Here is a 19,653-nt window from a genome sequence, read left to right as displayed (position 1 = left end):
CCTCGACGGCGAACCGGCTACCCCTGACCTACATCGCAGGAGGTTCCGTTCCTCCCCGACCTGAAGGCCGGGATATCCATGAAGGAGCCTGATGACGTCTGTTTCCATTCTGCCCACCGGGATCTCCCCCGCCGACGTGCTCGCCGTGGCGCGCGGCACCGCCAAGGTCGTGCTCGACCCGGCCGCCGTGGACGCGATGACCACCAGCCGGTCCATCGTGGACGGCATCGAGGCCGCCGGCCGGCCGGTCTACGGCGTCTCCACCGGGTTCGGGGCCCTCGCCAACACGTTCGTCGCGCCGGAACGGCGGGCCGAGCTGCAGCACGCGCTGATCCGCTCGCACGCCGCCGGGGTGGGCGCGCCGATGCCGCGCGAGGTGGTGCGGGCGATGATGCTGCTGCGGGTCCGCTCGCTGGCGCTCGGCCGCTCCGGGGTCCGGCCGCTGGTCGCCGAGGCGCTGGTCGACCTGCTCAACCACGACGTGACGCCGTGGGTGCCGGAGCACGGTTCGCTGGGCGCCTCCGGCGACCTGGCGCCGCTGGCGCACTGCGCCCTGGTGCTGCTCGGCGAGGGCTGGGTGCTGGGTCCGGCCGGCGAGCGGATCCCCGCCGCCGACGCGCTGCGCCGGGCCGGTCTACAGCCGATCGAGCTGGCCGCCAAGGAGGGGCTGGCGCTGATCAACGGCACCGACGGCATGCTCGGCATGCTGCTGCTGGCGATCCACGACGCCGCGCACCTGTTCACCATGGCCGACGTCACCGCCGCCCTCGCGATCGAGGCGATGCTCGGCTCGGAGCGGCCGTTCCTGCCGGAGTTGCACGCCATCCGGCCGCACCCCGGGCAGTCGGCCTCGGCGGCGAACATCCACCGGCTGCTCCAGGACTCCCGGGTGATGGACTCGCACCGCGACGACCTGGCGCACGCGGTGCAGGACGCGTACTCGATGCGCTGCGCCCCCCAGGTGGCCGGGGCGGCCCGGGACACGCTGGACTTCGTCCGCACGGTGGCCGGCCGGGAACTGGTCTCGGTGGTCGACAACCCGGTGGTGCTGCCGGACGGCCGCGTCGAGTCGACCGGCAACTTCCACGGCGCGCCCCTCGGCTTCGCCGCGGACTTCCTGGCCATCGCCGCCGCCGAGGTCGGCGCGATCGCCGAGCGTCGGGTGGACCGGCTGCTCGACGTCACCCGGTCCCGGGAGCTGCCGGCGTTCCTCTCCCCCGACGCCGGCGTCAACTCGGGGCTGATGATCGCCCAGTACACGGCGGCCGGGATCGTCGCCGAGAACCGGCGGCTCGCCGCGCCCGCCTCGGTGGACTCGCTACCCACCAGCGGCATGCAGGAGGACCACGTCTCGATGGGCTGGGCGGCGGCCAAGAAGCTGCGCACCGTGCTGGACAACCTGACCAGCCTGCTCGCGGTCGAGCTGCTCGCCGCCGTACGCGGTCTCCAGCTGCGCGCCCCGCTCGACCCGTCGCCGGCAGGTCGGGCGGCCGTCGCGGCGCTCGGCGGGATCGCCGGGGAGCCGGGGCCGGACGTGTTCCTCGCCCCGCTGATGGAGGCCGCCCGGGCCGTGGTGGCCGGGCCCGAGCTGCGCGCCGCGATCGAGCGCGAGACCGGCCTCCTCGCCTGAATCCGAAGAAGATGACGGACGGGCGGGCCGGTGGCCCGCCCGTCGGCGTTCAGGCGGTGGCCGGAGGCAGCACCTTAGCCACCAGCTTGGCCAGCTCGCGCAGTGCCTTGCCGCGGTGGCTGACCGCGTCCTTCTCCTGCGGCGTCAGCTCGGCGTTGGTCCGCTCCTGCCCGTCGCCAAGGAAGATCGGGTCGTAGCCGAAGCCGCCGTCGCCGCGCGGCGAGCGCAGCAGCCGACCGGTCTGCCGACCGTCGACCAGGTGCTCCTTGCCGCCGGGCAGCACCAGCGCCACCGTGCAGACGAAGGAGGCCCCCCGGTGCTCGTCGCCGAGGTCCGCGATCTGGTCCAGCACCAGCTGAAGGTTGGCCTGGTCGTCGCCGTGCCGGCCGGCCCAGCGGGCGCTGAACACCCCCGGCATGCCGTTCAGCGCGTCGACGGCGAGGCCGGAGTCGTCGGCGATCGTCGGCATTCCGGTGCGTCGGCAGCCCTCCCGCGCCTTGATCAGGGCGTTCTCGCCGAAGGTGAGGCCGGTCTCCGGCAGCTCCGGGTATTCCTCGACGTCGTCCAGGCCGACCAGGGCGACGCGGTGCGCGCCGAGCGCGCCGTCGAGGATGCGCTGCAGCTCGATGAGCTTCTTGCGGTTACGGGTGGCGAGCAGCACCTTGTTCATCAGACCTCACCTCTGTTCGCGACTGCGGGGCTCGCAAGCTCACTCCTCGCGCTCACCGGACCTCACCTCTGTTCGCGACTGCGGGGCTCGCAAGCTCACTCCTCGCGCTCACGACTCGAGAGCCTTCCGCTGGGCTTCGGCCAGTTCCACGCAGCCGGCGACGGCCAGGTCGAGCAGGGCGTCGAGCTGCTCGCGGGCGAACACGCCCGCCTCCCCGGTGCCCTGCACCTCGACGAACTCCCCGGCACCGGTGCAGACCACGTTCATGTCGACCTCGGCGGTCACGTCCTCGGCGTAGTTGAGGTCCAGCCGAGGCTCGCCGGCGATGACCCCGACGCTGACGGCCGCCACCGAGCGGTGCATCACGTTCTCCGGCTTGCCGGCCAGCGCCTTGCGCCCGGCCAGCCAGGTCACCGCGTCGTGCAGCGCCACGTAGGCGCCGGTGATCGCCGCGGTCCGGGTGCCGCCGTCGGCCTGGAGCACGTCGCAGTCGAGCACGATGGAGTTCTCGCCGAGCGCCTTCAGGTCGATCGACGCCCGCAGGCTCCGGCCGATCAGCCGGGAGATCTCGTGCGTACGCCCGCCGACGCGCCCCTTCACGCTCTCCCGGTCGGAGCGGGTGTTGGTGGCGCGGGGCAGCATCGCGTACTCGGCGGTGACCCAGCCGAGCCCGGAGCCCTTGCGCCAGCGGGGCACCCCCTCGGTCACGCTGGCGGTGCAGAGCACCCGGGTGTCGCCGAACTCCACGAGCACCGAGCCCTCCGGATGGGTGCTCCAGCCCCGGGTCAACGTCACAGGTCGGAGTTCTTCGGGTCGCCGCCCGTCAGGTCGTGCCATGCCTGCACCCTATGCGGTGCGGTGGCCGCCCCGTTGCGGGGTGCCGGGTGCCCGCCGTGGGTGCGTCCCTCCTCAGCCGCACTCCCGGATGCGGACGTTGAGCACGAGCGGCCGGTCCCAGCCGAGCGGCACCTCCTCCAGCCCCGTCGTCGTCGCCGTCGCCCGGCACGCCTTCACCCGCCACGTCCAGGTGCAGGTGGGGCCGCCGTACTGGAAGCCGTTTGCCACGCAGCGCGTCACGTCCTCGATCTTCGCGTCCTGCGCGCCGGCCGCGACGAGCCAATCGTGCACCCGTTCGCCGAGGTCCACCGGGCACCGCCCCTGCGGGCAGGTGAACCGGTACACCTGCAGCGTGGCGTCGTCGCCCTCGACGAGCCCGTCGGAGGTGAAGCTGTGCGGCCGCCCCCAGTCCGCGAAGATCGCCCTTCGCTCGGCCATGTCCTGCCGGGGCGCCCACCAGCCCACGTACCCCGCGATGCCGCCGCCGGCACAGAGCCCCATCGCGAGCAGCCCGGCGAGCACCACGAAGAACACCCGCAGCCCGGTACGCCGGCGCGGCTCAGACGTCGTACGTCGCGCCGGCGCGGACCACCTCGAGCGGTCCCGCGTACGCCGCCCCGGCCGCCTCCACGGTCATCGCCTCGCTGCCCCAGGCGGCCACGAGGTGGGTCAGCAGCAGCCGGCCGGCGCCCGCCTTGGTCGCCGCCTCGCCGGCCTCCCGGCCGGTCAGGTGCAGGTCCGGCGGGTTGTCCACGCCGTCGAGATAGCTCGCCTCGCAGAGGAAGACGTCGGCGTCCTGGGCGAGCCGGAGCAGGGCGTCGCAGGGCGCGGTGTCCGAGGAGTAGCAGAGCACCCGGCCGCCGTGCTCCAGCCGGACGCCGTACGTCTCGACGGGGTGGTTGACCCGGTCGACGGTGACGCTGAACGGGCCGATGGGGAAGGTGCCGGGCTGGAGGGCGTAGAACTGGTAGACGTCCTCGACCGTGCTGTCCTCCTGCCCGTACGCGGCCGCCAGCCGGTCGGGCGCGCCGGACGGCGCGTAGACCGGCAGCGGCGGGTAGGGGCCGTCCGGGGCGTAGCGGCGGACCACCACGTAGGACACGGCGTCGAGGACGTGGTCGCAGTGCAGGTGGGTCAGCAGGATGGCGTCGGGGGCGTGCAGCCCGGCGTAGCGCTGGAGGTTGGACAGCGACCCGGAGCCGAAGTCGACCAGGAGTCGGAAGCCGTCCGCCTCGACCAGGTAGGCGGAGCAGGGGGACTCGGGGCCGGGAAAACTGCCGGCGCAGCCCAGCACGGTCAGGCGCATCGAGTGGTCTCGCTGTCGCGCTGCGTAGCGATCGCGCCGACGGTCGCTCTCTCGATGATCTTTACCGACGCGTGCGCCACGCTGCGCAGCCTACGCCGGCACGCGGGGCGGCAAGAATCATCCACAGGAAGTTGTCACCAACGTGACACCCGCCCCGGGCCCTCCGCGCCATGCGCGGCCGGTGCGTGACGAGCCGAGGCCCGACGGTAGCGCTGAGTGAGCAGGGCGCCCACCGCGACCGGCAGCCGCCCGCAGGGCCACCGCGCGTGGCGGTGACCCTGCGGCGACGTCCTCAGGCCCAGAGCTGACCCTCCAGCGCCGCCTCGGCGTCGGCGAGGGTGCCGCCGTACGCGCCGGTGGAGAGGTATTTCCAGCCGCCGTCGGCGACCACGAACGCCACGTCGGCGCGGCGGCCGTCGCGGACCGCCTCGTGCGCCACCGCCAAGGCGGCGTGCAGGATCGCGCCGGTCGAGAAGCCCGCGAAGATGCCCTCGACCTCCACCAGCTGCCGGGTCCGCAGCACGGCGTCCCGGGTGCCGACGGAGAAGCGCCGGGACAGCACGGTGGCGTCGTAGAGCTCCGGGACGTACCCCTCGTCGATGTTGCGCAGCCCGTAGACCAGCTCGCCGTACCGCGGCTCGGCCGCGACGACCTGGATCCCGTCGACCTTCTCGCGCAGGTAGCGCCCGGTGCCCATCAGCGTTCCGGTGGTGCCGAGGCCGGCCACGAAGTGCGTGATGGTGGGCAGGTCGTGCAGCAGCTCGGGGCCCGTGGTCTCGTAGTGCGCCCGGGCGTTGGCCTCGTTGCCGTACTGGAAGAGCATCACCCAGTCGGGGTGCTCGGCCGCGATCTGCTTCGCCGTGGCCACCGCCTGGTTCGAGCCGCCGGCGGCCGGCGAGAAGATGACCTCCGCGCCGTACATCCGGAGCAGCTGCACCCGCTCGGTCGAGACGTTCTCCGGCATCACGCAGACCAGCCGGTAGCCGCGCAGCTTCGCCACCATGGCCAGGGAGATGCCGGTGTTGCCGCTGGTCGGTTCGAGGATGGTGTCGCCCGGGCGGAGCCGGCCGGCCTCCTCGGCCGCGCGGACCATGAACAGGGCCGCCCGGTCCTTGATGCTGCCGGTCGGGTTGCGGTCCTCCAGCTTGGCCCAGAGCCGCACCGGCGGCGCCCCCGCGGGCACCGTCGGGGAGAGCCGGGGCAGGCCCACCAGGGGCGTGCCCCCACAGGCGTCGAGGAGGCTGTCGTACCGCGTCATCGCGGCCGCCTCAGCCGGCGGCGACGGACGCGCGGTGACCGGCGATCGCCGCGGCGGCGGCGAACCCGAACGCGCCACCGGCGACGGCCGGCAGGATGGTCACGCTGTCGCCGTCGTTGAGCTTGGCGTCGAGCGCGCCGAGGAAGCGGACGTCCTCGTCGTTGACGTAGACGTTGACGAAGCGGTGCAGCGCCCCGGTGTCGGTGACCAGTCGGGCCCGGAGGCCGGCGTGCCGGGAGTCCAGGTCGGCGAGCAGGTCGCCGAGCGTGTCGCCGGCGCCCTCGACGACCTTCGCGCCGCCGGTGTAGCTGCGCAGGATGGTGGGGATGCGAACCTCGATGGCCATGATGTCGTGCTCCTCGGTGATGATCGGGTGTGCCGGAAGGTGACGGGACGTGGACGGGTGGTGCGGCGCTGGGTCAGCGGCCGGAACACTCGTAGTCGACCGTCGCCGGGCTCTGCCCGAACATGTAGGACTGCACGGCGTGCGGGTCCACCCCCGCGTCGAGGATGCGCACCGGCTCTTCGGTCACCACGCCGTCGACGATCCGGAAGGAACGGATCTCCTCCGCGTCGGGCTCCCGGGTGGAGACCAGCAGGTAGTGCGCGCCCGGCTCGCCCGCGAAGGAGATGTCCGTCCGGGACGGATAGGCCTCCGTGGCGGTGTGCGAGTGGTAGATGACGACGGGCTCCTCGTCCCGGTCGTCCATCTCGCGCCACACCCGCAACTGCTCCATCGAGTCGAACTCGTAGAACGTCATGGAGCGGGCGGCGTTGTCCATCGGGATGTGCCGGGTGGGGGTGTCGCTGCCGGCGGGACCGGCGACCACGCCGCACGCCTCGTCGGGGTGGTCCCGACGCGCGTGGGCGACGATCGCGTCGACGATCGACCGGTCGATGCTCAGCACGTGCTCCAGCCTAACGCGTACGGGGCACCAGCTTAAGGTGGTGCCGGTCACCCCTAGTCGATCAAGGCGTTGAGCAGGGACTCCTGGAGGTACCCGAGGTACGCGTAGACCGACAGTTGGAACACCCGACTGGAGGTCGGATCCTCGGCGACCGCGTCGTCGAGCTCCTCGCCGAGGTCCGTGCCGTCCTTGATCTCCAGCCGCACGCCCATCGCCAACCGGGCGTCGTTGAGCGCCCGCAGCCACGCCTCGGCCGCCTCCGCGTCGAGGCGCACCTCGCCGCCGGCGGAGTCGGGCAGCGCGGCGAGGATCGCACCGGCCTGGTCGATCTTGCCGGTCTTGAGGTCGCCCTCGGTGTAGCGGCGGAACTCGGCGGTGCCGGACTGGTCCTCCGGGTAGACGTCGGGGAAGAGCCGGCCGACCACCGGGTCGGAGTGGTCGAAGCCGTCGGTGAGCAGGCCGACCACCTCGGAGGCGACCTTGCGCAGCACCCGGACCTCGTCGACGGCGAAGGTGGCGACGTAGCGGTCGCCCTGGCGACGGAACATGCTCACGACCGGTCCACCGTCGCCCACAGCCCGTACGCGTGCAGCTGCGACGCGTCGTGCTCCATCCGCTCCCGGGCGCCGCTGGAGACGACGGCGCGCCCCTTGTGGTGCACGTCGAGCATGAGCTGCTCGGCCCTCTCCCGGCTGTAGCCGAAGAGCTTCTGGAACACCCAGGTCACGTAGGTCATGAGGTTGACCGGGTCGTCCCACACGATCGTCACCCACGGCCGGTCGGACGCCGGCACCTCATCGGTGTCCGGCGTCTCGACTGGTGCAACCTGCGGAGCCGCCATGCCCCCATCGTGCCACCGGATCCGGCGAACCGAGGAACCGGAACGCCGGCCCGCCGTGGAACACCGCGTCCGGCCTGGCCGGGCGCGTCGGAGGCAGCCCGCGGCGGCCCCGGCACGGGGCCGGCGGCGCGGACGACACGGTCGCCGTCAGGCGAGCAGAATGCCGTGGTCGACAGCATCGGAGAGCACCCCGTCCAGCGAGAGGCGGACCACCTCGATCCGCCGGGACACCTCCCGGGACAGCTCCAGCTCGATCTCGCGCAGTGCGCGCTGCGCCCAGGCGCGGGCGGCGTTGGGATCGTGGTTGCCGGGGCTGCGCCAGTGCTGCCAGCAGGCACCCGACAGTGCCACCGCGACGGGCGGGAGCACCTCCTCGCGCTCGCCGCCCGGGCAGCTCGCCAGCGCGTCGGTGGCGCCGGCACCGGTCAGCCCGGCCACGCCCCCGGTGCTGGTGACCAGCAGCACGCGGTCCAGCTCGTGGCCGCCCCGGTGGTCGGCCAGCCCCCAGCGCACCGCGAAGGCGAGGCGCCGGCGCACGCCCGCGGACAGCGGCGCGCCGAGGACGCGGCCGGCGGCCTCCTCGACGAGCCGGTGGACCGCGTGGTCGCACTGGGCGGTGGCCAGCAGCGACAGCGCCTCCATCTCCCGGTCCAGCAGCTGCGGCAGGCCGGCGCAGCCGACGCCGAAGACGATCTCCTGCACCACGCGCAGGTGGGCGTTGGCCAGCTCCAGGGCGAGGTGCTGGCGGATGCGCCGGGTCCAGGAGCGGGCCTGGCCGTCGAGCCGCTCGGACCAGTCGCCCGGGTCGGCGGCCACCGGCACCCGGTCGTGCGCCCCGGGCAGCACCGGCGGGTCGGCGCTGGCCCGCCGCAGCCCCTCGTCGGCGGCCCAGCCCACCAGGGCCCGGCGCAGGTCCGCCCCGTCGCCGTCGGCGACCGCGAACCAGCGGGCGCGGGCGAGCCCCGGAACGGCGGCGAGCAGGGCTGCCCGGTGCGCCTCGACGGTGACCGCGACCGAATCCACCGGGGCCGGCGCGGAAGCCGACCCGACCGCGACGGACGCCCCCGTGCCCTCCGTCGCCGCCGGGACCTCGGGCACCGGCGCCCAGCCGACCGCGCCTGGGGTGACCGCGAAGAAGACCTCCACGCGGGCACGGGCCACCTCGGCGAGCACGTTCAGCTCGACGGCGGTGAAGGCCTGGTCGGCGGCGGTGACGAAGAGCACCGCCCCGGCCCGGCCCGCCGCGTCGAGCAGCAGCCGGGTGCCGGCCGCCCCGAGGGCGCCCGTGTCCGGCGTGTCGACGAGGCTGAAGTGCCGCAGCAGCGGCTCGGGCACGCTCAGCTCGACGCGACGCGGCGGGCGGGCCAGCGCCGGGCCGGCGGCCAGCCGGTCGGCCCCGTACGAGTGCGGCTGGCGGTAGCCGGGCACGTAGGCGGCCCGGGTCGGCACCTGGGAGTGCCGGACCACCAGCCAACTCCCGGCCGGCACGGTCAGCATGCCGGGATCCAGCCGGAGCACGCCGGCGAGCACCTCGGGCCGACCCGCGCCGGCCGGGCCGACGGCGACCACGGCCAGTGGTTCATCAGGCCCCGGCCCGGTCACGCCGAGCCTGGTGGGCAGGGGACCGCGGTGGGGCAGCTTCGCGGCGTCGGCCATGTCGTCGGGCACGTCGACCGCGGGGAGAGGACCAAGCTTCATTCGAGGGCGGCCTCCCGTGGCAGGCGACCGGCAGTGGCAGGCCGCGTGGAATCGTCCGGGTCGCACCCCCCCGGATGTCGAAACAGTACGGGCGACCGGGGCCCCTACCCGAACACCTCGGATACTTAGGAGTTACCACGAGATTACTCAACTTCGCTGCGTGACGACGCGGGCGCGGACGGAATTCGATGGATATGCTGCCTCGATGAGTCGGTGGAGTTTCGTCGGCAGAACAGATGAGCTCAGCCGCCTGCTGTCGGCGGTGACCGGCGCGGAGGGGCGGGGTCTCCTCTTCAGCGGGAGCGCCGGCATCGGCAAGAGCCGCCTGCTGCGCGAGGGGGTGGCGGCACTGCCCCGCGACGGGTACGCGGTGTGGTGGATCGCGGCCAGCGCCACCACCGCCGCGCTGCCGTTCGGCGGGCTGGTCCAGGTGCTCCCCGCCGAGCAGCCGCAGGGCCTGTCCCCCGCCGGCATCCTGCGCTGGGCGGTGGACGTGCTGCAACAGCAGGCGGCCGGCCGCCGGATCGTCCTCGCGATCGACGACGCGCACCTGCTCGACCCGCCCTCGGCCGCGCTGGTGCACCTGGTCGCCCGCGCGGAGAACGCCACGGTCGTCGGCACGCTGCGCGACAGCGAGCAGCTCCCGCTGCCCATCCGTGCGCTGTGGACCGACGACCTCGTCGACCACGTCGAGCTGAACCCGCTGGCACCGGCCGAGACCACCCGGCTGCTCTCCGAGATGCTCGACGGCCCGGTCGACGCCACCTCCGCCGACCGGCTGGGCCGGCTCTCGGCGGGCAACCCGCTGCTGCTGCGCGAGCTGGTGTTCGCCGCCGACCGCGGGGAGCTGACCCGCACGTACGGAGTCTGGAAGTGGACGGGCCGGCTGGAGCTGGCGCCCAACCTGACCGATCTGATCGACACCCGGATCGGGCAGCTCACCCCGGGCGTACGCGCGGTGGTCGAGCTGGTCGCCTTCGGCGAGCCGCTCGGCCTGCACCTGCTCAGCCAGGCCGTGGACCCGGCAGACGTGGAGTACGCCGAGGAGCGCGGGCTGATCGTCGTGGTGCGCGACGACCGGCGCGCCGACGTGCGGCTGGCGCACCCGCTGTACGGCGAGGTGATGCGCCGCCGCTGCCCGGTCAGCCGGACCCGCCGCCTGGAGGCCCGCCTCGCCGAGCTGCTGGAGCAGGTCGGCAAGCGACGCCGCGACGACCTGCTCCGGGTGGCGGTCTGGCGGCTCGACTCCGGCACCGCCCAGGACCCGACCCTGCTGCTCGACGCGGCCGGGCAGGCGTTCGCCCGCTACGACGTACCGCTGGCGACCCGGCTGGCCCGAGCGGCGCTCGACGCCGGCGGCGGGTTCGACGCCGCGGAGCTGCTGGCCACCATCCTGATGTTCGCCGACCGGCCGGAGGAGGCGATCGCGGTCCTCGACGCGGTCTCCGCCGAGATCCGCGGCGACCGGCGGCTCAGCCGCTGGCTGACCGTGCGGGGCATGGTCAGCTACTGGGGCCTGAGCCGGGAGTCCACGGTGGAGGAGATAGCGGCCCGCGGCTCGGCGCTGGAGGACTCCGCCGACCAGGCCCGGGTGCTGGCCTTCGAGGGCATCATGCGGCTGCACCGGCTGGACACCGGCCTCGCGCTGCGGCTCGGGCGGACGGTGCTGGACCGGCCGGCCGCCAGCGTCTCCGCCCGGGAGCTGGCCCGCAGCACCATCGCCTACCTCCAGGCGGCGCAGGGGCAGTTGCACCGCAGCGCCGCCGCGATCGACCAGGTGCAGGCCGAGGCGGGCCGCTGGCGGGCCGACATGCCGTACCTGCAACTGGCCCTGGAGCTGGCCCGGGGCACCCGGCTGGCACTCGCCGGCGACCTGCCCGGCATCGACGCGATCGTGGCCGACGAGTTCGCCGACCTGGCCGGCGCCGGGGACTTCCGGCTCGGCACCGGCTACCTGGCCGTCCTCCAGGCGTACGCGGCCCGGCTGCGCGGCCAGAGCGACGCGGCGCTGCGGACCAGCCTCGAGGCGTGCGCGGTGCTCGCGACCAGCCGGGTCTACGCCGGGCTGGCCCAGGCCGAACGGGCCCAGGCGGCGGCCCTGCGCGGCGACGCCGCGCAGGCGGCCGAGGCGATGGCGGAGGCCGACCGCACCCACGCCCCGGGCATGGTCGTGCTGTACCCGTGGCTGGAGCAGGCGCGCGGCGCGGTGCTCGCCGCCGGCGGCGACGTGCCCGGCGCCGCCAAGCACCTCGTCCAGCTTGCCGACCGGCTCCGGGCGGACGGCTTCGCCGGCCACGAGGTGCACGTGCTGCACGAGCTGGTCCGGCTGGACCGGGCGACCGCCCCAATCGGCCCGACCTGTTCCGACGGCAGCCGGCGCACGGTCGCGCAGCGGCTGGCGGAGCTCTCCGAACGGGTCGACGGGCTGCTGCCGCCGCTGCTGGCCCGGCACGCCCGGGCCGCCGCGGCGGGCTCCGCCGACGACCTGCTGGCGGTGGCCGACGGCTTCGAGGCGCTGGACCTGGCCGTCTACGCGGCGGAGGCGGCCGCCGCCGCCCTGGACCGGCTGCGCCGGCAGCGGTCCCCGGCGGCGGGCGCGGCCCGGGAACGCCTGGCCGCGCTGCTCGGCCGCTGCGACCTGATCCGCACGCCGGCGTTGCAGGCCGGGGCGCCCGCGCTGAGCGAGCGCGAGTGGCAGGTGGCCCGGCTCGCGGCGGACGGGGTGACCAGTCGGGTCATCGCGGAGCGGCTCTATCTCTCCGCCCGCACGGTGGAGAACCACCTGCAACGGATCTACAGCAAGCTCGGCGTGACCGGCCGGGCCGAGCTGCGGGCCGCTCTGCGGGCGATCCCGGGCCACGAGGGCGGCCTGCCGGAGTGAACTCTAGGCTGGGGCGGTGAGCACCCTTCGCCCCGCGTTGCTGACCGACCACTACGAGCTGACGATGGTCAGCGCCGCCCTGCGGGACGGCACCGCCGACCGCCGCTGCGTCTTCGAGGTGTTCAACCGCCGGCTGCCCGCCGGCCGCCGCTACGGGGTGGTCGCCGGCACCGGACGGCTGGTCGAGATGATCCGCGACTTCCGCTTCGACGCCGACGAGATCGACTTCCTGCGCCGCACCGGGGTGGTCGACGAGCGGGCCGCCGACTGGCTGCGCGACTACCGTTTCACCGGCGACGTCGACGGCTACGCCGAGGGCGAGCTGTGCTTCCCCGGCTCGCCGATCCTCACCGTCTCCGGCGGCTTCGCCGAGTGTGTCGTGCTGGAGACGCTGGTCCTCTCGGTGCTGAACTACGACAGCGCCGTGGCGGCGGCCGCCGCGCGGATGGTCACCGCGGCCCGCGGCCGGACGCTGATCGAGATGGGCTCGCGGCGGGCGCACGAGGAGGCGGCCGTGGCCGCGGCGCGGGCCGCGTACCTGGCCGGGTTCCGGTTCACCTCCAACCTCGCCGCCGGGCAGCGGTACGGCATCCCGACCGCCGGCACCGCCGCGCACGCGTTCACCCTGCTGCACGACGACGAGCGGGCCGCGTTCGCCTCGCAGGTCGCCACGCTGGGCAAGGACACCACGCTGCTGGTCGACACGTACGACATCAGCCAGGGCATCCGCAACGCGATCGCGGTGGCCGGGCCCGACCTGCGGGCCGTCCGGATCGACTCGGGCGACCTCGCGGTGATCGCCCAGCAGTCCCGCGAGCTGCTCGACTCGCTCGGCGCCACCGAAACCAAGATCATCGTCTCCGGCGACCTCGACGAGTACGCCATCGCCTCGCTCGCCGCCGAGCCCGTCGACATGTACGGCGCGGGCACCTCCGTGGTCACCGGCTGCGGCGCGCCCACCGCCGGGCTCGTCTACAAGCTGGTCGAGGTCGACGGCCGCGCGGTGGTCAAGCGCTCCGAGCACAAAGCCACCATCGGCGGCCGTAAGGTGGCCGTACGCCGGCACAAGCCGACCGGCACCGCCACCGAGGAGGTCATCGTGCCGCAGGGCGTGCCCGACCGGCAGCCCAACGACCGGCTGCTCCAGCGGCCGTTCCTGGTCGGGGGCGAGCCGGTGGACCTGCCGACCCTGGACGAGTCGCGGGAGCACCTGCGGCAGTGCCTCATCTCGATCCCCTGGGAGGGGCTCAAGCTCTCCGGCGGCGACCCCGCCGTCCCCGTCACGGTCGTACCGGCCGACTGAAAGGAGCCCTCCGGTGGGCAACGCGCTGATCATCGTGGACGTGCAGAACGACTTCTGCGAGGGCGGCTCGCTGGCCGTGGGCGGCGGGGCCGGCGTGGCGGCCGGCATCACCCGGCTGCTCGCGGCCGAGCCGGACCGCTGGGAGCACGTGGTGGCGACGAAGGACTACCACGTCGACCCGGGCCCACACTTCGGCGACCCGCCGGACTTCGTGGACTCCTGGCCCCGGCACTGCGTGGTGGGCACCCCCGGCTCCGAGTTCCACCCCGAGCTGGCGACCGACCGGATCGAGGCGATCTTCCACAAGGGCGAGCACGCGGCGGCGTACTCGGGCTTCGAGGGGCACGCCGACGACGGCGAGTGCCTGGCCGACTGGCTGCGCCGGCACGGGGTGGACACGGTCGAGCTGGTCGGCATCGCGACCGACCACTGCGTCCGGGCCACCGCCCTGGACGCTGCCCGGGAGGGCTTCGCCACCACCGTGCTGCTGGACCTGACCGCCGCCGTCGCCCCGCAGACCACCGACGTGGCGCTGCGGGCGATGGAGGGCGCCGGGGTCACCATGCGCGGGCGGCCTGTGATCAGGGCCGCATGAGGCGGTAAATCGTTGGCGGGTGTCGTACCCCGGACCGAGGATGTCCGGCGGAGGTACGCACCGACATGAACCTGAAGCCTTACCGGGAGGCGCTCGCCCTGCCCGGTCTCCGGTCGTTGCTGCTGGTGTCGGTGCTCGCCCGCGTCCCGCTCACCGCGACCGGGGTGACCCTGACGTTCTACGTCGTGTTCGACCTCGGGCGCGGCTACGGGGCGGCCGGGCTCGTCGGCGCGGCCATCACCGTGGGCGCCGCCATCGGCGGCCCGCTGCTCGGCCGGCTGGTCGACCGGCGCGGCCTGCGGCCGGTGCTCGTGCTGACCGGGGTCGCCGAGGCGCTCTTCTGGTCCACCGCCCCGATGCTGCCCTACCCGCTGCTGCTGCCGGCCGCGTTCCTGGCCGGCTCGCTGGCCCTGCCGATCTTCTCGGTCGTCCGGCAGTCCATCGCCGCGATGGTGCCGCCGGAGCGGCGCCGCCCCGCGTACGCGCTGGACTCGATGTCGGTGGAGCTGTCGTTCATGATCGGCCCGGCGCTGGCCGTGGCGGCGGTCACCGCGATCTCCGCCCGGACGACCCTCTACCTGGTCGGCGCCGGGATCGTCGCCTCCGGCATCGCGTTCTGGCTGCTGAACCCGCCCGTCCGGGGCGGCGGTGAGCCGACCGGGCCGCAGCCGAGGGTGCCCCGTCGGGCGTGGCTCACCCCGCGGCTGCTCGCCGTGCTGGCGATCAGCGCCGCCGGCACGCTGGTGCTCGGCGGCACCGACGTGGCCGTGGTCGCCGTGCTCCGGGAGAGCGGTGACGTCGGGTGGACGGGCGCCGTACTCGCCGTGTGGGCGGTCGCCTCGCTGGTGGGCGGCTTCGCGTACGGGGCCGTCAGCCGTTCCTTCTCGCCCCTGGCCCTGATGGCCGCGCTCAGCCTCTGCACCATCCCGGTCGGGCTGGGCGGGGCGCACTGGTGGCTGCTCTGCCTGGCGCTGATCCCCGCCGGGGCGCTCTGCGCGCCGACCCTCGCGGCCACCGCCGACGCGGTGAGCCGGCTCGTTCCCGCGTCCGTCCGCGGCGAGGCGATGGGCCTGCACGGCTCGGCGGTCACCGTCGGCATCGCGGTGGGCGCCCCGCTCGCCGGCGCCGTGATCGACGCCTCCGCCCCGGCCTGGGGCTTCGCGGTCACCGGCGCGATCGGCGCGCTGGTGGCCCTGGCCGTGCTCCCGATCGAACTACGCCGCCGCCGGACCGCCACCCCGGTCCCGCCCGAACCCGAGCCCGACCTGACCGCGCTCCCCGCCACCTGACCCCACCCTCGCCGCCCTCCCTCGCCGCCCTCCCTCGCCCGGCGATCTTGCACCTTCGGCCCTTGATATATGGCCTTTGTGCACTTTCGCCAGGGCAGCAAGTGCAAGATCGCGCTGCGGTTGTCTGGGCGTGGGGGGTGGGGGCCGAGGCAGCGGGTCGGGGTTGCTTGGTGCTGGGCGGTCCGGCACGTCGCGGCCCCATGGTTCGGCCAGCCCCGGCACGTCGGGCAGTTCGTCGACCAGGCCGGTGCCTTCTGGACGGCTCAGGTTCCGTCCAAGGGCCGTCGGACGGGGATGCCCACCGGCGGCCAGCGCCGAGCTTGGCGTCGACGCACCTGACGTCCATCCGGCCGGTGCCGCCCCGATCTCGTCGGTGGATCGGTGCGGCCTGCCGGCGGCCCGGCCCGCCTGTCCCGTCCCGCCGCCGGGCGGCGCTGGGGACCGTACCGCTGTCCGGTCGGCTGTTCACGCCCCTGCGGGAGGGCGGGCGACCGGGCGGCGTCACCCCGACAACGGCGACGGGCGCCGCCCCTTGTGGGGGCGGCGCCCGTCGTACGTGGTGCGTGATCGTCAGCGGCGGTCGACGTTGGAGGCGACGTCCTCCTGGTAGCTCGCGCCGCCGTCGGACTCGCTGGTCAGCGGCTTGGCGCCGCCCTCCGGCGGGCCGGCCAGCGTCTGCCCGGCGGCCAGCTCGGGGAACTTGAGGTCGAACGCCGGCCGCTCGGAGCGGATCCGCGGCATCCGGTCGAAGTTCCGCAGCGGAGGCGGCGAGCTGGTCGCCCACTCCAGCGAGTTGCCGTGGCCCCACGGGTCGTCGACCTCGACGACCGGCCCGGCCTTGTACGACTTCCAGCAGTTCCAGATGAACGGCAGCGTCGAGATACCGGTGAGGAACGCGCCGATCGTGGAGACCGTGTTCAGGAAGGTGAACCCGTCCTCGGGCAGGTAGTCGGCGTACCGACGCGGCATGCCCTCGTTGCCCAGCCAGTGCTGCACCAGGAACGTGGTGTGGAAGCCGATCATGGTCAGCCAGAAGTGCACCTTGCCCAGCCGCTCGTCGAGCATCCGGCCGAACATCTTCGGGAACCAGAAGTAGATGCCGGCGAAGACGGCGAACACGATCGTGCCGAAGAGCACGTAGTGGAAGTGCGCCACCACGAAGTACGAGTCGTGCAGGTGGAAGTCGAGCGGCGGGCTGGCGAGCAGCACGCCGGTGAGACCACCGAAGAGGAAGGTCACCAGGAAGCCGATCGACCAGAGCATCGGCGTCTCGAAGCTGACCTGGCCCCGCCACATGGTGCCGATCCAGTTGAAGAACTTCATACCGGTCGGCACGGCGATCAGGTAGCTCAGGAAGCTGAAGAAGGGCAGCAGCACCTGGCCGGTGGCGAACATGTGGTGCGCCCAGACGCTCATCGACAGCGCGGCGATGGCGATGGTCGCGGCGACCAGACCCTTGTAGCCGAAGATCGGCTTGCGGGAGAAGACCGGGATGATCTCGCTGATGATGCCGAAGAACGGCAGCGCGATGATGTACACCTCGGGGTGGCCGAAGAACCAGAAGAGGTGCTGGTAGAGCATCGGCCCGCCGGTCGCCGGGTCGTAGACGTGGGAGCCCATGATGCGGTCCGCGGCCAGCGCCATGAGCGCGGCGGCCAGCAACGGGAAGACCAGGATCACCAGGAGGCTGGTGACCAGCATGTTCCAGGTGAAGATCGGCATCCGGAACATGGTCATGCCGGGCGCGCGCAGGGTCAGGATCGTGGTGATCAGGTTGACCGCGCCGAGGATCGAACCCAGGCCGGAGATGACCAGGCCGATCACCCACAGGTTGCCGCCGACGCCCGGGGAGTGCTCGACGCCGCTCAGCGGCGCGTAGGCGGTCCAGCCGAAGTCCGCGGCGCCACCCGGGGTGATGAAGCCGACCATCGTCATCGAGCCGCCGAAGAGGAACAGCCAGTAGGCGAAGCTGTTCAGTCGGGGGAACGAGACGTCCGGCGCGCCGATCTGCAGCGGCACAATGTAGTTCGCGAAGGCGAACACGATCGGCGTCGCGAAGAACAGCAGCATGACGGTGCCATGCATGGTGAAGAGCTGGTTGTACTGCTCGGGCGACAGGAACTGCAGCCCGGGTCGGGCCAGCTCGGCCCGCATGATCAGGGCCATCAGGCCGCCGATCATGAAGAACACGAACGCGGTGACCATGTACATGATCCCGATCTGCTTCGCGTCCGTGGTCCGCAGCAGCCGCGCGATGGCCGACCCCTTGACCGGCGCTCGGACCGGCCAGGGCCGGGTCACGACCGGCTTGGGTGCGACGGTGGTCACGAGTGGCCTCCGGTTCTGGGTTGTCCCGCTCGGCACGCGCTGGTTATCTGCGGGCCGTCATCCGCAAGGAGGATAGTCCCCGGCAGGTGGCTGCGCCGCGTGGGGTGGTCGGGTAACCTGCGCCACCCGCTCTGGTGGGCGGCTCGCCGCGACCTACAGCGGGCCGAGCAGCAGTCGGTAGTGCTCGCCGAAGATCCGCCCGCCGCGCCCGCGCAGCAGCGGGTCGCGCAGCGCCGGTGGCACGTCCCGGGTCCGGTTGCGGTCGCGGGTCCGGTCCCGCACCCATCGCGTACGGGGGCGACGACGACTCTCGTACGCGGCCAGCGCGGCCTCGACGCCGCCGGCCGTCCGGAGCGACTCGGCGAGCACGACGGCGTCCTCCAGTGCCATCGCCGCGCCCTGGGACAGCGTCGGGGCGGTGGCGTGCGCGGCGTCGCCGACGAGCAGCACCCGCCCCCGGGACCAGCGCCCCAGCTCCACCTCCTCGGTGACCCCGACGTGCACCCGGTCCAGCACCTCCAGCACCTCCGGCACCGGCCCGCCGTAGTCGCCGAACAGCTCGCGCAGCCGGGCCACCGGGTCGGCCGGCGCGACCGTGCCGGCCTCGTCGGCGTAGCAGTGCAGCCGCCCGGCGCCGAGCGGCACGGCCAGGAAGCCGGCACGCTGGCCGAGCAGGGCGGTCCACTCCGCGAGCCGGGGGCCGCCGCGCACCACGCTGCGGTAGACGACCTGGCCGGCGGGCTGGGGCGGGCCGCCGAGCGCGGCGAGGGCACGGACGGTCGAGCGCAGCCCGTCGGCGCCGATCACCAGGTCGTACTCGGTGGCGGTGCCGTCGACGAAGGTGACGCCGACCGACCGCGGCAGCAGGTCGAGGGTGCGCACCTCGGCGCCGTGCCGGACGGCGCCGCCGGCCCCGGTGAGCAGCACCCGGTGCAGTTCCGACCGGGGCAGGGCCCGGCACTCGCCGACCCCGGCCCAGAGCGCGTCCACGTCCACCTCGCACAGCGGCACCCCGGCCGCGTCGAGGAACCGCTGGCGGTGGATGACCTGCCCGAGCGGGCGGACCGGCCCGTCGAGGTCCAGTCGGCGCAGCGCCCGGGCGGCGTTGCCGGGCAGGTAGAGCCCGGTCTCCGCGTTCTCGCCCGGGGGCAGTGTCTCGGTGACGTCGGGCCGGAGGCCCACCATCCGTAGCGCCCGGGCCACGGCGAGGCCGGCGATGCCCGCGCCGACGACGAGGATGCGCAGGGGGAAGCCACCCATGGTGGTGTACGCCTCCGGAGGGGTGCGGAACGCGTTGGAGGCAAGACACTACTCGGCGCAATCGGCACACACCAGAGTCAATCGTCCCACTCCGAAACATTCCTCGGTGGGCCGATCCCGTTGCATGGATGAGCACCTGCCCACTGCGCGGCTCGGGCGTTACAAACCTCACCAACCTCGCCAATACCCCCAGCGCGCCGCCCACGGGTTCGGAGGTCAATGCCGACTGTTCGATCATCGCCATCGCCCTCGGCAACACACGAGCGCTGACACCAGATCTGCGAGCAAGACGGTTCGATCACCACCTGTGGGGCCGCTACGTGCAGAACCTGGGGCACCACCGCCCACTGTATCGAAGTCACCGACAGTGGGTTCGAGATCACCACCAGAACGGCAGCAACCCCACAAACGGCGCGCCAACGGCATACCCGTCGGCCTTCCTGGGCTGCCACTACACCAACTGCTCCCCCGGCACCAACCTGCCGATCCAGGTCAGCCAGATCAGCAGCGCCACCAGCAGCATCGGCTCCAACAACGTCAACGTCATCTCCTACCTGGCCCCGTCGGCGATTAGCCCGTGTTTCATAAGGCTCGGAGCCACTGGTTGATGATGGCGATGGTGACGGTGGCTTCGTAGCGGACGGCGAGTTTGTCGTAGCGGGTGGCCATGGCTCGGTGCTGCTTGAGCTGGTTGATGCCGCATTCCACGGCGTGGCGCAGCCGGTAGTCGGCGGGGTCGAAGGCGGGCGGGCGGCCGCCTTTGGATCCCTTGGCCTTGCGGTGGGCGTCCTGGTCGGCCTTGCTCGGGATGCAGACCCGGATCTTTCGGCGGCGGGCATACCCACGGTT

Annotated in this window: 18 protein-coding genes and 1 pseudogene; 6 read left to right on the top strand and 13 right to left on the bottom strand. The window is 73.5% G+C overall.

All coding sequences use genetic code 11. The annotated features are described in order from the left end of the window. The first annotated feature begins 91 nt into the window (after positions 1-91). Positions 92-1,630: a histidine ammonia-lyase gene (hutH, locus tag ACGF5C_RS26700; protein WP_393305906.1), complete on the top strand. Its 1,539-nt coding sequence runs from the start codon at positions 92-94 to the stop codon at positions 1,628-1,630. A gap of 49 nt (positions 1,631-1,679) precedes the next feature. On the opposite strand, the gene rdgB is transcribed toward hutH, so the two are convergent. The 10 genes from rdgB to ACGF5C_RS26650 all read right to left on the bottom strand — a co-directional run bounded on the left by rdgB (position 1,680) and on the right by ACGF5C_RS26650 (position 9,148). Then, the gene (rdgB, locus tag ACGF5C_RS26695) at positions 1,680-2,300 is read right to left on the bottom strand and encodes an RdgB/HAM1 family non-canonical purine NTP pyrophosphatase (protein WP_357698476.1); all 621 of its coding nucleotides are present in this window, start codon (positions 2,298-2,300) and stop codon (positions 1,680-1,682) included. A gap of 108 nt (positions 2,301-2,408) precedes the next feature. Beyond that, entirely contained in the window at positions 2,409-3,137 is a 729-nt protein-coding gene (gene rph / locus ACGF5C_RS26690; RefSeq protein ID WP_393305904.1) for a ribonuclease PH, read from the bottom strand. A gap of 72 nt (positions 3,138-3,209) precedes the next feature. Then, entirely contained in the window at positions 3,210-3,671 is a 462-nt protein-coding gene (locus ACGF5C_RS26685; protein WP_393305902.1) for a hypothetical protein, read from the bottom strand. A gap of 25 nt (positions 3,672-3,696) precedes the next feature. Then, the gene (locus ACGF5C_RS26680; protein ID WP_393305900.1) at positions 3,697-4,443 is read right to left on the bottom strand and encodes an MBL fold metallo-hydrolase; all 747 of its coding nucleotides are present in this window, start codon (positions 4,441-4,443) and stop codon (positions 3,697-3,699) included. A gap of 292 nt (positions 4,444-4,735) precedes the next feature. Then, entirely contained in the window at positions 4,736-5,701 is a 966-nt protein-coding gene (locus ACGF5C_RS26675; protein WP_393305898.1) for a PLP-dependent cysteine synthase family protein, read from the bottom strand. A gap of 10 nt (positions 5,702-5,711) precedes the next feature. Continuing rightward, complete coding sequence (locus ACGF5C_RS26670) at positions 5,712-6,047, bottom strand: MoaD family protein (RefSeq protein WP_350702868.1); 336 nt, start codon at positions 6,045-6,047, stop codon at positions 5,712-5,714. Between the two features lie 73 nt (positions 6,048-6,120). Further along, positions 6,121-6,609, bottom strand: a complete 489-nt coding sequence (locus ACGF5C_RS26665; RefSeq protein ID WP_393305896.1) for a Mov34/MPN/PAD-1 family protein — start codon at positions 6,607-6,609, stop codon at positions 6,121-6,123. A 53-nt stretch (positions 6,610-6,662) separates the two neighbouring features. After that, positions 6,663-7,157 (bottom strand): DUF2017 domain-containing protein, encoded by a 495-nt coding sequence (locus tag ACGF5C_RS26660; RefSeq protein WP_393306000.1) that lies wholly within the window; start codon positions 7,155-7,157, stop codon positions 6,663-6,665. Positions 7,158-7,159: 2 nt separating this feature from the next. Next, a complete protein-coding gene (clpS, locus tag ACGF5C_RS26655; protein ID WP_350702872.1) occupies positions 7,160-7,450 on the bottom strand; it encodes an ATP-dependent Clp protease adapter ClpS in 291 nt (96 codons plus the stop codon). A gap of 147 nt (positions 7,451-7,597) precedes the next feature. Further along, entirely contained in the window at positions 7,598-9,148 is a 1,551-nt protein-coding gene (locus tag ACGF5C_RS26650) for a hypothetical protein (RefSeq protein WP_393305894.1), read from the bottom strand. 205 nt (positions 9,149-9,353) lie between these two features. Between ACGF5C_RS26650 and ACGF5C_RS26645 the strand changes: the two genes are divergently transcribed. The 4 genes from ACGF5C_RS26645 to ACGF5C_RS26630 all read left to right on the top strand — a co-directional run bounded on the left by ACGF5C_RS26645 (position 9,354) and on the right by ACGF5C_RS26630 (position 15,216). Beyond that, positions 9,354-12,029 (top strand): LuxR C-terminal-related transcriptional regulator, encoded by a 2,676-nt coding sequence (locus ACGF5C_RS26645; RefSeq protein WP_393305892.1) that lies wholly within the window; start codon positions 9,354-9,356, stop codon positions 12,027-12,029. Between the two features lie 16 nt (positions 12,030-12,045). Beyond that, a complete protein-coding gene (locus tag ACGF5C_RS26640) occupies positions 12,046-13,332 on the top strand; it encodes a nicotinate phosphoribosyltransferase (protein WP_393305890.1) in 1,287 nt (428 codons plus the stop codon). A gap of 13 nt (positions 13,333-13,345) precedes the next feature. Beyond that, positions 13,346-13,927 carry an isochorismatase family protein gene (locus tag ACGF5C_RS26635; RefSeq protein WP_393305888.1) on the top strand — a complete coding sequence of 194 codons (582 nt, stop codon included), beginning with the start codon at positions 13,346-13,348 and terminating at the stop codon, positions 13,925-13,927. Between the two features lie 65 nt (positions 13,928-13,992). Next, positions 13,993-15,216, top strand: a complete 1,224-nt coding sequence (locus ACGF5C_RS26630; RefSeq protein ID WP_393305886.1) for an MFS transporter — start codon at positions 13,993-13,995, stop codon at positions 15,214-15,216. Positions 15,217-15,786: 570 nt separating this feature from the next. Here the strand turns inward: ACGF5C_RS26630 and ctaD are convergent. After that, positions 15,787-17,544 carry a cytochrome c oxidase subunit I gene (gene ctaD / locus ACGF5C_RS26625; protein WP_393305884.1) on the bottom strand — a complete coding sequence of 586 codons (1,758 nt, stop codon included), beginning with the start codon at positions 17,542-17,544 and terminating at the stop codon, positions 15,787-15,789. 153 nt (positions 17,545-17,697) lie between these two features. Beyond that, complete coding sequence (locus tag ACGF5C_RS26620) at positions 17,698-18,804, bottom strand: FAD-dependent monooxygenase (protein ID WP_393305882.1); 1,107 nt, start codon at positions 18,802-18,804, stop codon at positions 17,698-17,700. Positions 18,805-18,932: 128 nt separating this feature from the next. Here ACGF5C_RS26620 and ACGF5C_RS26615 point away from each other — a divergent pair, with 128 nt between their 5' ends. Beyond that, positions 18,933-19,412: a hypothetical protein gene (locus ACGF5C_RS26615; protein ID WP_393305880.1), complete on the top strand. Its 480-nt coding sequence runs from the start codon at positions 18,933-18,935 to the stop codon at positions 19,410-19,412. On the opposite strand, the pseudogene ACGF5C_RS26610 reads toward ACGF5C_RS26615, so the two are convergent. Next, positions 19,387-19,653: pseudogene (locus ACGF5C_RS26610) on the bottom strand (IS5/IS1182 family transposase); the annotation flags it as partial. The gene ACGF5C_RS26615 and the pseudogene ACGF5C_RS26610 overlap by 26 nt on opposite strands.

Origin of the sequence: Micromonospora sp. NPDC047620, assembly GCF_043205005.1 — a bacterium.
Lineage (GTDB): Bacteria > Actinomycetota > Actinomycetes > Mycobacteriales > Micromonosporaceae > Micromonospora.
The sequence above is the reverse complement of the archived record's forward strand: the minus strand, read 5'-3'. Positions and strand labels throughout refer to the sequence as shown.